At 60.1% G+C, this 13,321-nt stretch carries 12 protein-coding genes; 4 read left to right on the top strand and 8 right to left on the bottom strand.

What is annotated here, in order from left to right:
• The first annotated feature begins 52 nt into the window (after window positions 1-52).
• Window positions 53-1,369 carry a bifunctional DedA family/phosphatase PAP2 family protein gene (locus AACU78_RS01000; RefSeq protein WP_106579380.1) on the top strand — a complete coding sequence of 439 codons (1,317 nt, stop codon included), beginning with the start codon at window positions 53-55 and terminating at the stop codon, window positions 1,367-1,369.
• On the opposite strand, the gene AACU78_RS01005 is transcribed toward AACU78_RS01000, so the two are convergent.
• The 3 genes from AACU78_RS01005 to AACU78_RS01015 are packed head-to-tail and all read right to left on the bottom strand — an operon-like array spanning window position 1,363 to window position 3,044.
• Window positions 1,363-1,956 carry an LON peptidase substrate-binding domain-containing protein gene (locus AACU78_RS01005; RefSeq protein WP_106579381.1) on the bottom strand — a complete coding sequence of 198 codons (594 nt, stop codon included), beginning with the start codon at window positions 1,954-1,956 and terminating at the stop codon, window positions 1,363-1,365. The two genes, AACU78_RS01000 and AACU78_RS01005, sit on opposite strands and share 7 nt — an antisense overlap.
• Window positions 1,957-1,977: 21 nt before the next feature.
• Complete coding sequence (locus tag AACU78_RS01010) at window positions 1,978-2,694, bottom strand: LrgB family protein (RefSeq protein ID WP_106579382.1); 717 nt, start codon at window positions 2,692-2,694, stop codon at window positions 1,978-1,980.
• A complete protein-coding gene (locus tag AACU78_RS01015) occupies window positions 2,691-3,044 on the bottom strand; it encodes a CidA/LrgA family protein (protein ID WP_106579383.1) in 354 nt (117 codons plus the stop codon). The genes AACU78_RS01010 and AACU78_RS01015 overlap by 4 nt, the downstream gene beginning before the upstream one ends.
• Window positions 3,045-3,202: 158 nt before the next feature.
• Between AACU78_RS01015 and AACU78_RS01020 the strand changes: the two genes are divergently transcribed.
• The 3 genes from AACU78_RS01020 (at window position 3,203) to AACU78_RS01030 (ending at window position 6,153) form a co-directional block, all read left to right on the top strand.
• On the top strand, window positions 3,203-3,658 hold the full coding sequence (locus AACU78_RS01020) for a MaoC family dehydratase (protein ID WP_106579384.1): 456 nt from the start codon (window positions 3,203-3,205) through the stop codon (window positions 3,656-3,658).
• Window positions 3,659-3,763: 105 nt separating this feature from the next.
• Window positions 3,764-5,482, top strand: a complete 1,719-nt coding sequence (locus tag AACU78_RS01025; RefSeq protein WP_106579385.1) for a C13 family peptidase — start codon at window positions 3,764-3,766, stop codon at window positions 5,480-5,482.
• Window positions 5,483-5,511: 29 nt separating this feature from the next.
• Window positions 5,512-6,153, top strand: coding sequence for an oxidoreductase (locus AACU78_RS01030; RefSeq protein WP_106579386.1), 642 nt, complete (start codon window positions 5,512-5,514; stop codon window positions 6,151-6,153).
• Window positions 6,154-6,300: 147 nt separating this feature from the next.
• Here the strand turns inward: AACU78_RS01030 and AACU78_RS01035 are convergent, their stop codons facing one another.
• From AACU78_RS01035 to AACU78_RS01055, 5 genes are all read right to left on the bottom strand, one after another.
• Entirely contained in the window at window positions 6,301-6,585 is a 285-nt protein-coding gene (locus AACU78_RS01035; protein WP_106579387.1) for a YceK/YidQ family lipoprotein, read from the bottom strand.
• The gene (gene ubiX, locus AACU78_RS01040) at window positions 6,578-7,207 is read right to left on the bottom strand and encodes a flavin prenyltransferase UbiX (RefSeq protein WP_003219402.1); all 630 of its coding nucleotides are present in this window, start codon (window positions 7,205-7,207) and stop codon (window positions 6,578-6,580) included. The genes AACU78_RS01035 and ubiX overlap by 8 nt, the downstream gene beginning before the upstream one ends.
• Entirely contained in the window at window positions 7,204-8,553 is a 1,350-nt protein-coding gene (gene mpl, locus AACU78_RS01045) for a UDP-N-acetylmuramate:L-alanyl-gamma-D-glutamyl-meso-diaminopimelate ligase (protein ID WP_106579388.1), read from the bottom strand. The genes ubiX and mpl overlap by 4 nt, the downstream gene beginning before the upstream one ends.
• Before the next feature lie 222 nt (window positions 8,554-8,775).
• Entirely contained in the window at window positions 8,776-9,747 is a 972-nt protein-coding gene (locus AACU78_RS01050; protein ID WP_146151451.1) for a hypothetical protein, read from the bottom strand.
• A 194-nt stretch (window positions 9,748-9,941) separates the two neighbouring features.
• Complete coding sequence (locus AACU78_RS01055; protein ID WP_146151452.1) at window positions 9,942-13,112, bottom strand: hypothetical protein; 3,171 nt, start codon at window positions 13,110-13,112, stop codon at window positions 9,942-9,944.
• Between the last annotated feature and the right edge of the window lie 209 nt (window positions 13,113-13,321).

The raw sequence follows: 13,321 nt of genomic DNA on the forward strand, positions 1-13,321 counted from the left end.
AGGTGATGACCACTGTCTCAGATTCTGTATTACCTACCTGGAGTGGCGTTTTATGGGCCAATGGCTCGATAGCATTACCGGCTGGCTGACCCTGAACCCGCAATGGCTGGCCGTCGCGGTGTTTATCGTCGCGTGCGTGGAGTGCCTGGCTATCGCCGGGCTGATCGTGCCGGGCACGGTGTTGCTGTTTGCCATTGCGGCGCTCGCCGGCAGTGGCGCGCTGTCCTTGAGTGAAACCCTGTTGCTGGGTTTCCTCGGCGGCTTGCTGGGCGACGGGGTTTCCTACTACCTGGGCCGACATTTCCATCAGAACATCCGACGCTTGCCCGGCCTGCGCCACCATCCTGAATGGATGAACGGCGCGGAAACCTACTTCCACAAATACGGCATCGCCAGCCTGTTGGTAGGACGTTTCATCGGGCCGTTACGCCCGATGCTGCCGATGGTGGCCGGGATGTGCGACATGCCCTTCCCGCGCTTTGCCGCCGTGAGCGTGTTGGCGGCGGCCGGCTGGTCGGTGGCCTATCTGCTGCCGGGCTGGGCCACCGGCGCGGCCTTTCGCCTGCCACTGCCGGCCGGTTTCTGGCCGCAGGCAGGTATCGTCGCGGCCTGCCTGGCGGTGTTGCTGGGCCTGAGCTTGAACAGCAGCCTGCGCGGCCATCGTCGCGCCACCTTGTGGATGGGTTGCGCAAGCCTGACGCTGTTGATCGCCCTGTTCATTGGCTACCCGCACCTCAATGACTTTGATCAGGGTTTGAGCGCACTGGTGCAGGAACACCGTAGCCCCTGGCTGGACGAGGTGATGGTGCGGATTACCCAGCTGGGTGAGTTCAGGAAGATGTTTGTCGCCAGCGCCATCTTCACCGGCTTGCTGCTGCTGGCGCGGCAGTGGCGTCATGCCGTGTTCGTGGGCGCCACACTGGCTGGCGCGGCGGTGACCAACACCGGCACCAAGCTGTTTTTCGCCCGTGGCCGGCCGGAAATCCTCACGGACCCGCTGACCAGTTTCAGCATGCCCAGCGGCCACGCCTCCGGCGCATTTGCGTTTTTCCTGGCGCTGGCGGTACTGGCCGGTCGCGGCCAGCCCACGCGATTGCGCCTGACCTGGATGCTGCTGGGCTGTATTCCGGCGGCCTTCATTGCGCTGTCGCGCGTCTATCTCGGCGCACATTGGCCCACGGACATCCTGGCCGGTACGTTGCTGGCGATGACGGTGTGTGCGTTCAGCCTGACTGTCATCCAGCATCAACGCTCGCTGCCGGCGATGCCGCGCAAGACCTGGTGGCTGCTGCTGCCGGTGCTGGTGGCGCTCATGAGTTTTATCGCCCTGACCGGCACCTCCCACGCCCTGCTGCGCTACGCCTACTGAGTGAAGAGTTCGCCCTGCAACTCGTCGAGCAACATCTGGATGGCATCCAGGCGTTGCTGCGGGTCGTCGAGTTGCAGCAGGTCGATCTTGTCGGCCTCGGTGAACGGCAGCAGATAGGCCAGTTGGTTACCCAAGGCTTGCTGGCCATCGGCGTGGGTGCCCATGTCCAGCGAGGCAACCATCGGATGCTCAGCCAGCGCCTGGAGCAATGCCAGCAGGTCGGCGTCCTCTTCGCCCAGCGGTTGATCCGGCAGTTCTTCGAGCCACTGCACCTCGGCGACCAGTAGCTGGTCCTTCTGCACCCCGGTGTCACGCACGCGGAACCTGCGCCCGCCTTCGACGCGAATCCCCAGCAGGCCGTTGTCTTGTTGCTTGAAGTCGCGAATCAGCGCTTCACAGCCGATCAGCGCGTAGCCGTCCGGGGCCATGCCCACTTCCCTGCCGCTTAAGATGCACACCACGCCGAAGCTTTCGCCCTTTTTCATGCAGCGGCTGATCATGTCCAGGTAGCGCGCCTCGAACAGTTGCAAGTCGAGGGTGCAGCCAGGGAACAGCACGGTATTGAGCGGGAACAGCGCCAGACTCATAGAGGTTTCCTTAAACCCGGTTTAAACGATCACGGACACGGCCAGCGGCAGGAACACCGCCGTGGCCACGCCCATCAGACTCATGGCCAACGCCGCGAAAGCGCCGCACTCTTCGCTTTCCTGCAGCGCGACCGAGGTGCCGACCGCATGCGCGGTCATGCCCAGGGCCATGCCGCGCGCTTCGGGGCTGTGCACGCCCAGGCGCGACAGGTACGCCGGGCCGATCATCGCGCCGACCACCCCGGTGATCAACACAAACACCGCCGCCAGGGCCGCCACTCCACCGATCTGCTCGGCCACCAGCATGGCGATCGGCGAGGTCACCGACTTGGGCGCCATGGTCATCAGCATCCTATGCTCAGCGCCAAACCACCAGCCCAGCAGCACACACAGGCCGGTGGCCAACACGCCACCTACCACCAGCGTAGTAAAAATCGGCCAGAACAATTGGCGGATCCGCCGCAGATTCAGGAACAGCGGCACGGCCAGGGCCACGGTCGCAGGGCCAAGCAGGATGCCCATGATCTCGGTGCTTTTGCGGTACTCGACGTAAGTCAGGCCACAGCTGAGCAATACGCCGATCACCAGCAGCATGGACACCAGCACCGGCTGCAGGAAGATCCAGCGGGTTTTCTCGAAGGCCGCCAGCACCAGTTGATAGGCGCCAAGGGTAATACCGATGCCGAACAGAGGGTGATGAATGACCGCCGTCCATGCGCCTTGCCAGTCGAAGGTCATTGATCCTTCTCCTTGCGCTTGACCATCTGCTGCATCAGCACACCGACAAAGCCCATGGCGATCACCAGCGACAGCACCAGTGCGCCGACGATAGCCCAGAAGTCGGCAGCGATGTCCTTGGCGTACACCATCACGCCCACGGCCGGCGGCACCAGCAGCAATGGCAAGTAACGCAACAGGCTGCTGGCGGCCAGGCTCAAGGGCTCGCCGACTTCACCGCGCCAGATCAGGAAGCCCAGCATCAGCAGCAAGCCGATGATCGGCCCCGGCAGCACCGGCACCAGCAAATGGTTGATCGCGGTGCCGATCAATTGAAACAGCACCAGCCATGTCAGGCCCCGTAACAGCATCGGTTATCTCCCCCTCAAAACCCGCCCGCATTATAAGCACGCCGGCTCTATGCTTCGGCATTCGCCAAAAGCATGGTGGGTTGACCGGGTGGGTTGCCCATGATGATCTACCCTGGATTTGGCCCACCTATAAAAACGATGAACCAAGGAGAGTCGCAATGCCCTATGTACCTGTAGCGCAGCTCAAAGATTATGTCGGCAAGGAACTGGGACGTTCCGAATGGCTCACCATCGACCAGGCGCGTATCAACCTGTTCGCAGAGGCCACCGGCGATCATCAGTTCATCCACGTCGACCCGGTCAAGGCCGCGCAGACCCCGTTCGGCAGCACCATTGCCCACGGTTTCCTGTCGCTGTCGTTGATGCCCAAGCTGATGGAAGACCTCCTGATCGTGCCCGAAGGCCTGAAGATGGCGGTCAACTATGGCTTGGACAGCGTGCGCTTCATCCAACCGGTCAAGGTCAACTCCAAGGTGCGCCTGAACGTGACGCTCAACGACGTCACCGAGAAAAAGCCTGGCCAATGGCTACTCAAAGCCACCGCCACCCTGGAAATCGACGGGCAGGAAAAACCGGCTTACGTCGCCGAGTCGTTGTCGCTCTACTTCGTGTAAGCCCGCGCCTGTGGTGGGGATATAAACCTCACCACAGCGTATGTAAATTTATGTATGAAACTCGCAGCTGCGGCATACTCGGCGCTCAATTATCCGGATCCCGCTATGCGCCCACTCGCTCCCCTTGCCCTTGCCCTGTTGCTCACCGCTTGCGGAGACGGCGAATCGCTGTTGCCGCCCGATGCGCGCCTGCCCGATGGCGGCCGTTACCGGGGCGATGTGGTCAATGGTTTGCTGCAAGGCCAGGGCCGGGTCGACTACCCCAACGGCAGCTGGTACGCCGGCCAGTTCGACAAAGGCCAATGGCACGGCCAGGGTGAATGGCATGGCAGTAACGGCGAGGTCTATAAAGGTCAGTTCCAGCAAGGCCTGTTCGATGGCCAGGGCAGCCTGACCACGGCGGGCAGCAGTTACGTCGGTGGTTTCAAGAATGGCCGGCGCAACGGCGAGGGCACCCTCAAAGAGGGGCAAATGACCTATCGCGGCGAATTCAAGGACGATCAATATTCCGGCCTCGGCCGCCTCGAGCTGGCCGACGGCAGCCAATATCAGGGCCAGTTCGCCCACGGCAAACCGAATGGCGAAGGCCAGCGTAACGACGACAGTGGCAACCAGTTCAGCGGCCACTTTGTCGATGGCCAACTCGAAGGCAATGGCACGTTCAACAGCGCCGACGGCGACATCTATGTCGGCCAGTTCAAACAGAACCAGCTCAATGGCAAAGGCCGCTATGAAAACGCCGACGGCGACGTGTGGATCGGCCAGTTCAAGGAAGGCGCCCTCAGCGGCAAAGGCGAGCTGATCGGCGTGGACGGCAGCCACTATGTCGGCCAGTTCAGCGACTGGCGCTTCACCGGCGAAGGCCGCTTGAACCTTACCGACGGCAGCTTCTATATCGGGGGGTTCGACAGCGACAGCTATCAAGGCAAGGGCACCCTCGTGCTCACCGATGGCACCGTAGAGGCCGGCACCTGGGTCAATGGCATGCGCGTGCGCGACGCCGACGGCAAGCTGCTGCCCGACCCGCTGGAAATCGGCATACTGGCCCAAGGCCGCTTACTCGATGCCGCCCTCGCCGCCGTGCCCGCCTCCACCCCCGCCGTCGAGCTGTACACCCTGGTGCTGGCCGGCGACGGCAAGCAAAGCGTGTTCCTGCGCGAAGCCGATTATGTGAGCAACATGCTCGCCACCCGTTTCGGCGCGCGCGGGCAGATTCGCCTGGTCAACCACCGCGACCATATTGCCGACCGCCCTCTGGCCACGCGCGAAAGCCTGCGCCGCGCCGTGCAAACCCTGGCCGAGCGCACGGGGCCGGAAGACCTGGTGTTTATCTACATGACCAGCCATGGCACTCACGAACACGAACTGGTGCTCGACCAACCGCGCATGGAACTGGCCGACCTGCCGGCCGATGAACTGGCCGCCGTGCTCGCCCCGCTGAAACACCGCGACAAGGTCATCGTGATTTCCGCCTGCTACTCCGGTGGGTTTATCCCGGCGCTCAAAGATGAGCGCACGCTGATCATGACCGCCTCGCGTGCCGATCGCGTGTCCTTCGGCTGCTCCGAGGAAGCGGACTTCACCTACTTTGGCGATGCACTTTTCGCACAAGCTTTAAACCAGACAGATGACTTACAGCAGGCTTTCAAACTGGCACAAATGCACGTGTCCGAGCGCGAACAGGCGGACAACTTCGAAGCGTCCGAACCGCAGATATGGGCGCCCAAAGGCGTGATCGCCCATTGGCAGTTATTACGTAAACAGCAGGCACGAAAGGCGCTCGAAAGCGTCTCAATGAATAGCAAGGAAGCCAAAGGCAACTAAGCTGTAACGTGTAACAAGGGGGAAACACCATGTACCTGACACCACAACATATCTTGCTCGCCGGGGCCTCGGGCCTCACCGGCGAACACCTGCTCGACCGCCTGCTCAACGAACCTACCGTGACCCGCGTACTGGCGCCTAGCCGCAAGCCGCTGGCTGAACACCCGCACCTGGAAAACCCGGTGGGTGATCCAGTGGCGTTGCTGCCGCAACTGAGCGGCCAGGTCGATATCGCCTTCTGCTGCCTGGGCACCACAATCAAACAGGCTGGCTCCGAAGCGGCCTTTCGCGCGGTCGACCTGGATATGGTCGTGGCCTTCGCCAAGCGCGCTCGGGAAATGGGCGCGCGGCACCTGATCGTGATCAGTGCAATTGGCGCCGACCCGAAATCCTCGATCTTCTACAACCGCGTCAAAGGCGAAATGGAGCAGGCGTTGAAGGCCCAGGACTGGCCGCAACTGACGATCGCGCGACCTTCGCTGTTGCTGGGAGAGCGCCTGGAACCCCGTTTGGCTGAACAGCTCGCCGGGCCGTTGTCGCGGCTGATTCCGGGCAAGTACCACGGCATTGAAGTCTGCGAGCTGGCCCGGGCCATGTGGCGCCTGGCGCTGGAAGAGCAGGACGGGGTGCGGGTGGTCGAGTCGGATGAGTTGCGCAAGCTCGGCAAGTAACGTCGTTCAGCTTTGGCACACAATAAACGGTGGGAGCGGGCTTGCTCGCGAAGGCGGTGGATCAGTCAACTTAGGCATCGACTGACACACCGCCTTCGCGAACAAGCCCGCTCCCACATTGGTTTTGTGTTGCCTGCAAGGTTGGTGCTACAGACCACCGGTTGCGTTGAAGCCCACACCCAACACCGTCAGAACCGACAGCGGCAACAGCAGTGTGTCGAGCAGCGCGCTGGCCGGCAGGTCGATGTGCGGATAGCTCGGCGCTTCAGCGCCAAATCGGTCCTTGGCGCAACAGCCACCGTCAATCGCATACAAATCCAGCCGCGTGCCGGCGTACACCACCGGCGCGCCAGGCTGCGCTGCGTCCAGCGTGCGTGCGGTAGCGCAGCCCGTCAGTTGCAGCGCCAGCAGCACTAACAGGGCTTTATTCATCGCTGCTCAAATGGTGCTCGCCCCAACGCGGCAGCATGTCCTGGGGAATGTTCAGCAGGTTGAGAATCCGCGCCACTACAAAATCCACCAGGTCATCAATGGTCTGCGGCTGGTGATAAAAGCCGGGCGAAGCCGGCAAGATGGTCACGCCCATGTTCGACAACTTGAGCATGTGCTCCAGATGGATGCTCGAATACGGCGCCTCGCGCGGCACCAGAATCAGCTGGCGGCGCTCCTTCAAGGTCACGTCCGCCGCGCGCTCGATCAAGTTGTTGCAGGCGCCCGTCGCAATCGCCGACAAGGTGCCGGTAGAGCACGGCACCACCACCATCGCCGCCGGCGCCCCGGAGCCTGAGGCCACGGGCGACATCCAATCCTCTTTGCCGTAAACCTTGATCTGCCCTGCCGCCGCACCCGTGTATTCGGTGAGGAAGGCTTGCATCATCTGCACTTTGGGCGGCAGCGCGACATCAGTTTCGGTGGCCAACACCAACTGCGCGGCCTTGGAGATCAAAAAATGCACCTCGCGGTCTTCGCGCACCAGGCAATCGAGCAGACGCAGGCCATAGGGCGCGCCGGAGGCACCGGTCATCGCCAGGGTGACGCGTTCCGGGCCGCTCATTTGAGCGCCTCGGCCAGCTTGCCGTGCAAGCCGCCGAAGCCACCGTTGCTCATCACCACGATGTGGGTGCCCGGCGTGGCTTGATGCTTGACGTGCTCAATGATGCCCTCAATGGAATCGCAAACGGTTGAGGGCACGGTGCACAGCGCAGCAATGCCCGGCAGGTCCCAGCCAAGGTTGGGCGGCGCATACCAGACCACTTGGTCGGCGTCATTGACGCTTTCCGGCAGGCCATCGCGGTGTGCGCCCAGCTTCATGGAATTGGAGCGCGGCTCGACAATGGCAATGATCGGCGCATCGCCGACCTGCTTGCGCAGGCCATCCAGCGTGGTGGCAATGGCCGTCGGGTGGTGGGCAAAGTCGTCGTAGATGGTAATCCCGTTGACGTCGGCGACTTTCTCCATGCGGCGCTTCACGCTTTTGAAAGCACTCAACGCGGCGATGCCCATGGCGGGCACCACGCCCACATGTCGCGCGGCCGCCAGGGTGACCAAGGCGTTGGCGACGTTGTGCTGGCCAGTCATGCCCCACTCGACGATGCCTTGGGCTTGCCCTTCAAACAGCACTTCAAATCTGGAACCGTCTTCGCTGAGCAGGTTGACCTGCCACTGCCCGCCCGCGCCGGTGGTTTGCACCGGGGTCCAGCAGCCCATATCGATCACACGCTGCAAGGCCGGCTCGGTGGTCGAATGGATGACCAGGCCTTCGCTCGGTATGGTGCGCACCAAGTGGTGGAACTGGCGCTCGATGGCCGGCAGATCGGGGAAGATGTCGGCGTGATCGAACTCAAGGTTGTTCAGGATCGCCGTGCGCGGGCGGTAATGGACGAACTTGGAGCGTTTGTCGAAGAACGCGCTGTCGTATTCATCTGCCTCGATCACGAAGAACGGCGTGTCACCCAGGCGCGCCGACACCGCAAAGTTTTGCGGCACACCGCCAATCAAAAAGCCCGGGCTCATGCCTGCGTGCTCCAACACCCACGCGAGCATGCTGCTGGTGGTGGTCTTGCCGTGAGTGCCGGCCACCGCGAGTACCCAGCGACCTTGCAACACGTGGTCCGCCAGCCACTGCGGGCCGGAGACATAAGGCAAACCTTTATTGAGTACGTACTCGACCGCCGGGTTGCCCCGCACCATGGCGTTGCCGATCACCACCAGGTCTGGCACCGGGTCGAATTGCGACGGATCGTAGCCTTGGGTCAACTCGATACCCTGGGCCTGCAGTTGCGTGCTCATGGGCGGGTAAACGTTGGCGTCGGAGCCGGTGACGTGGTGGCCCAGCTCTTTGGCCAGAACCGCCATCGAACCCATGAAGGTGCCGCAAATACCGAGAATATGAATGTGCATGGTTGACCTCGTAAAACATCGAGGCAGGTTAGCGCAGGGAGGGGAAAATCGCACTCTTTAGCTGCCGCAGTGCTGGGGTGACGGGGTCAATCCAGACGGCCGTTTACCGAAAAAGAAGCGCCGCCGCCTACGCTGTGGTTGCCAGTACGCAACCCATCGAAGACAGCCGCACTTCTTTCATTGCTGGCTCTGTGGCTCAGAGCCTGGGACGCCGGCGCTCACCTAGGCGGCGCTGCCCCGGTGCTTCACTTTCATTGCCCCCATCAACGCGGTAAGGGCCGCCATCCTGGACTCCAAGCCAAGTGCCCGGCTTTTGATGTCGTCTTTTTCGGCCCCGGTTGAGGCGGCCTGAAAGGAAATACCCAGCTTCTGCGCTTCGTTGGCAAATGCCGGCTCGATGTAATCAAGCATCTCCTCGAGATAATCCATTCGCTCTTCGTTTGTTTTCGCGACCCATTCCAGGCCTGGCTGTACATGCGGCTCGGAACGAAGATCCGCCAAGGTATTTGCCAACAGAAATACGCTCTTCTGACTATGATCCACCAGACGCCCATCCTGAACACTTTGCTCAGTGGCGGCCGTCTTCGTCGAACTGATGAGGGGTTTTACGACCTCCAGAATGGCTCCGCTGGCGATCACGCCAACCGTCGAAAGCGGTACTGTGACCGCTGCCGTGATGCTGGCGACTTTTGCAATGTCCTTGCGCTGAAGTGGAAGCGCACGGGGCGCTTTCGCACTGCTGGCCTTGACCAACTCCGCTGCTTTTTCTTCCAGACCCTGTGCAGAAAACGGTTCGACTTCCTGGCCCTCTACTCGACCGGGCGTCGGTTGCGCGAACAACTTATCTCGCAACCCAGCATCTTTCTGGGCTTGCCACTCTTTTTGATGCTTGGCGTGATAATCAGCCATTTCCGGTGTGTCAGGAGTATCAGGTGCCTCTCCCGGCGTGCGGGTACCGCTCGCGTGTCCTGGCGCGCTGAAGCCATTAACGCGGGCGTCTACGAAATGCTGATCATAGGCCTGGCTACCTGCCCCGGGCTTGCTGGCTGACCCGCCGTCGAATTTCGGCGCGTCAATAACTCGCGTAGAACCGGAAGAAACACCCGAGACGTCCACCCTGGTAAAACCCGTGGAGAAAAGATCCCCAATCTTTGAGAATGCCAATGGCCGCGAGATTGAATTTGAAAACATCATAATGATTTACCTAATGGTTGATTAACATTAGAAAGTCATCCATTTCCTTCATTTAATACGTGGCAAAACAACCAATAACGTTCCGACCAAACCCTATAAATACACAACCGATTAATAAGCCTACTCCTTACCCACCGCCATAACCCCTCAAACACCAAGAGACCGTTATTTAACCCACGTCGTTACTGACTAATTTATTTGGCCGCCGGCGCCAGCGCACTCACCACACCGAACTGTAGCAACTGGGGCCCAAATGGCGTATTGGTGAGAATATTGTAGGCGTACCACCCACCTTTCTTGAAAACAGCAACCACAGGGACCCACAAATTATTGCCTTGCGCGGGATAAAACCCTTTAACGATATCGCCGTCTTTATAGACTTTTGTCACATCATAGCTGCGACAGTGCCCTCTTAATCGGGACAATACCTTGTCGCCATGTTCAAGTACGTACTTGATATCCTTATACCCAGCGCTCGCCCCTCGATTAAGGTTTTTTGCAATATCGGCCGCGTCGGTATAGCCCACCGAAGCGCCGACACCGGAAAAGACCGAACTCTTGATGATATTGCCGAGCGACTGACCGCCCTTGACTGCTTTTCGAGCCGTGTTAAGTGCCGGAAGCGCAAAGCCTAAAATATCGAAGCCGATATTAAAGATCGCTCCCGACACGTCGCCCTTGATCGCGTCGTGAATACCGTCATAGAAAGGGATGAGCCCAAGAAAAAAATCCTTCAACTGTTTGTCGTAGCGTCTTCCTTTTTCTATCGCTGTCATCCCGGCCGCCTTGGACTTTAACGCCTCATAGTCACGGGTAAAAAAACTCGCTGCCGTGATACCTAGGGCACCGCTTTGGGCGGAAAAATACGTCCCGTGCAATGTACCGGGGCGTTCAAGGGGATCACGCCCGTGATGGGTCGCGCCGTATTGCGTATAGACGTTGTACGTGCCCGGAACACGACCTTGGGTGCTCCCGCCAAAATAGGCGCCATCGTCAGCATTGGTGTTTTCACCCGGAAACCCGCTTTCCTTGACGAACCGCCCCAATGCCGGGAAGTAACTGTAGTAGCTGGCCTGGCCCGCATTCCCCGCTACTTTCATGAGCAAACCATGCCGGCCTTTGAGTGCCTCGACCTCTTGTACTGTGGGCGTTCGGGGCTTGATATCGGCGTACAAGGAGAGCCCTGATACAGGCTCTGCACTGTTCCAGGAAAATCCCGGTGCAGGCGCCGTATCAAGAAAGGGGCGAGACACCTCGATAAAACTGACAGCCGACTGTTCGATACGCGCTCGGTCCACCTTGGGTAATAGCGAAAGCTGATACTTAAACTGAATGGCCCAGGCACTGTCATGCGCCACTTTATAGTTCTCAAAGGTTGTAGAAAATACCTGATTGATATCAGGAACAAGTTGAGCAAGGCGTGGCGTTATCGCCGCCCAAGGCAGCGCCTTATTATTCAGCGACCGCCAGCGCTCTGGTTTGATCGGACCACTCATATACACATCAAGCAGCGAAACAGGGTCATGTTTGACCCACGGTGCCTGCAACACCTTTTGGGTGGGGTCCAACTCAGGAAACACCCGCTTCAACTCAGCCACCGCCAACTGCTCTCGCGTCGTCGCAGGTGCTGACAAGGCATCACCTGCCCATGCCAGCTCTTTTTGTTGTTTATTCACCGCCTCTTGTGAACGCTTGACGTCTGTGTACGCATAGTTATGGTCGGGTTTAAGCGCGATAACACCGTTGGCCAGGCCCCAGGTAATAATCGCAATGCCTGACGCAGCGCTCAGTTGATCCTCGCTTTCCAGGGACGTAAGCGGCGCTTGACCAAACGCCATTATTTGGCTGAACGTCATGTTCCCCGCAGCACCAGGCACTTGTTGTTCTATACGTGAAACTTCTATGGAAAAGTTCGCCCACGTATGAGAACCGTAAACAAGGTTAGGCGGTATGTCTTTTACCAGGAACTCCGGGGCGGCCGCCGCTAATAACAGCTGCGCAGCAACAGGCGCCGCTTCAACCCCGACCTTACGCTCAAGGTGAGTGGTGAAACTTTTGACAATGGTTGCCGGTGAGCACCCTGCGTTGTCCCTTTGATACAGGTTGTAGCCCGACAGGTTGAAGCAAGACTTGCCCATTCCAGGATCAAGCTCTTGCACCAGGGCGACACTTACACTCTCAATGACACTGGTGGGCGTCTCGATCACCTTGATCTTTTTTTGTATTTCCTGACCCAAGGCCCGCGCCTTGGGTGATCGAATCAGCTGGTCCAATGCCGACGCAGGGTTGCTCGCTATCGTCGCCCTGGCGGACTGAGGAAGCTCGCTGATCAACCCCCGTAATAAGCTGCCGGCACCCGCTTGAGGATTTGAACGGTGGTTTACTTGGGCCTTGTGCCATTGAACTACCGTTGCGCGGACCTTGCGCAGTGAGGTTGCGCTCAATAAACCAGCGATCGGCCTTGCCCCGCCAGCGTTCGCCCGCGGCGCCCGATGGGCAAGGTCAAAGGATAACGCCAGCGCCAACCCCTGGGCCTGCTGACGATTGACGGGCACTTTATGCCCATCCTGCCTGAGCATGTGCGCCACGCTCATCTGGCGGCGCTGCTCGCTGGCAAATCGGCTGGAACGCGGGTCGATCTGGAGCATGACCTGGTCCAGGTCGATGCTCTCGCTGGCGTCGTCTGTCTGAGACCTCAGCGCAGCCATGAGCGCATGACGGTCAGCGTCATCACCCAGCGCCGTCTGCTGCAGGGCCAACGCCTCTGCAGACCGCAGCGACGCATAAGCCGAGGGCGCGAACTCAAACAGCGCCTTATTCGCCAGCTTCTTGCGGTGCAAGGCCGCTTGCGCCGGCGTGAGGTCTATCGGCTGGTTGTAAAACCGGCCCACCGTGTACAACGGCACTTTGCCTTCCGGCCAGGGGTAACTGAACCCCTGCCCGGGTTGAGGCGCGATCACCCTGGCAATCGACAACAGTGTTCGGGAAACATCGGACCACCCCGAATCGTCCCGCAGCGTAAAAGTCCGCACCTTGCCGTCGACGATGCCGGCAAGCTCCCCGCGCGCCGCGTCCAGCTGCATGCCCGCCGTATCAAGCCCCTGCCCCTTTGCCCACGCCAGAAACCCAGGGGCTTTGAACGCGCTGTCCAGCTGGGCGCGCCAACGCCCGAGCGTGGACCCCGCGGGCACTTGAACGTCAGGCGGCATCCCCGACGTCTGATAGGAACGCGTGGCCAATGCGCTTGCGAAGTACCTCGCCAACTGGGCATCCCCCATGGCACGGCACTCGGTGCTGTCCGGCAACGCGGCACAGCGTTGCTGTCCAATGGCAGGGTTATTGGCAGGCGCCGGGGCGGACTTCACGACCGGCGCCGGTGCATGAGTTGCAAAGATTGGCTGTGGACTAAACTTCGAAACATTAGTCATTCAACACCTCGCAGGCAAAACAGTCTGGCTGACTGTTCACTCACTGAGTGGTGCAACCGCCTACAAACATCACAACAGACCACCGAAAAGTCTGCGTTCAGATATGTCAATTACTGTTTGTTTCTCTCTCTACATTACGCAACACA

The sequence above is a fragment of the Pseudomonas sp. R9.37 genome, assembly GCF_963878885.1.
Classification (GTDB): domain Bacteria; phylum Pseudomonadota; class Gammaproteobacteria; order Pseudomonadales; family Pseudomonadaceae; genus Aquipseudomonas.

Coding starts and splice junctions, on each gene's coding strand:
- AACU78_RS01010 (WP_106579382.1), bottom strand. CDS start 2,694: ATGACCTTCGACTGGCAAGGCGCATGGACGGCGGTCATTCATCACCCT.
- mpl (WP_106579388.1), bottom strand. CDS start 8,553: ATGCACATTCATATTCTCGGTATTTGCGGCACCTTCATGGGTTCGATG.
- AACU78_RS01035 (WP_106579387.1), bottom strand. CDS start 6,585: ATGAATAAAGCCCTGTTAGTGCTGCTGGCGCTGCAACTGACGGGCTGC.
- AACU78_RS01025 (WP_106579385.1), top strand. CDS start 3,764: ATGCGCCCACTCGCTCCCCTTGCCCTTGCCCTGTTGCTCACCGCTTGC.
- AACU78_RS01050 (WP_146151451.1), bottom strand. CDS start 9,747: ATGATGTTTTCAAATTCAATCTCGCGGCCATTGGCATTCTCAAAGATT.
- AACU78_RS01005 (WP_106579381.1), bottom strand. CDS start 1,956: ATGAGTCTGGCGCTGTTCCCGCTCAATACCGTGCTGTTCCCTGGCTGC.
- AACU78_RS01000 (WP_106579380.1), top strand. CDS start 53: ATGGGCCAATGGCTCGATAGCATTACCGGCTGGCTGACCCTGAACCCG.
- AACU78_RS01030 (WP_106579386.1), top strand. CDS start 5,512: ATGTACCTGACACCACAACATATCTTGCTCGCCGGGGCCTCGGGCCTC.
- ubiX (WP_003219402.1), bottom strand. CDS start 7,207: ATGAGCGGCCCGGAACGCGTCACCCTGGCGATGACCGGTGCCTCCGGC.
- AACU78_RS01020 (WP_106579384.1), top strand. CDS start 3,203: ATGCCCTATGTACCTGTAGCGCAGCTCAAAGATTATGTCGGCAAGGAA.
- AACU78_RS01015 (WP_106579383.1), bottom strand. CDS start 3,044: ATGCTGTTACGGGGCCTGACATGGCTGGTGCTGTTTCAATTGATCGGC.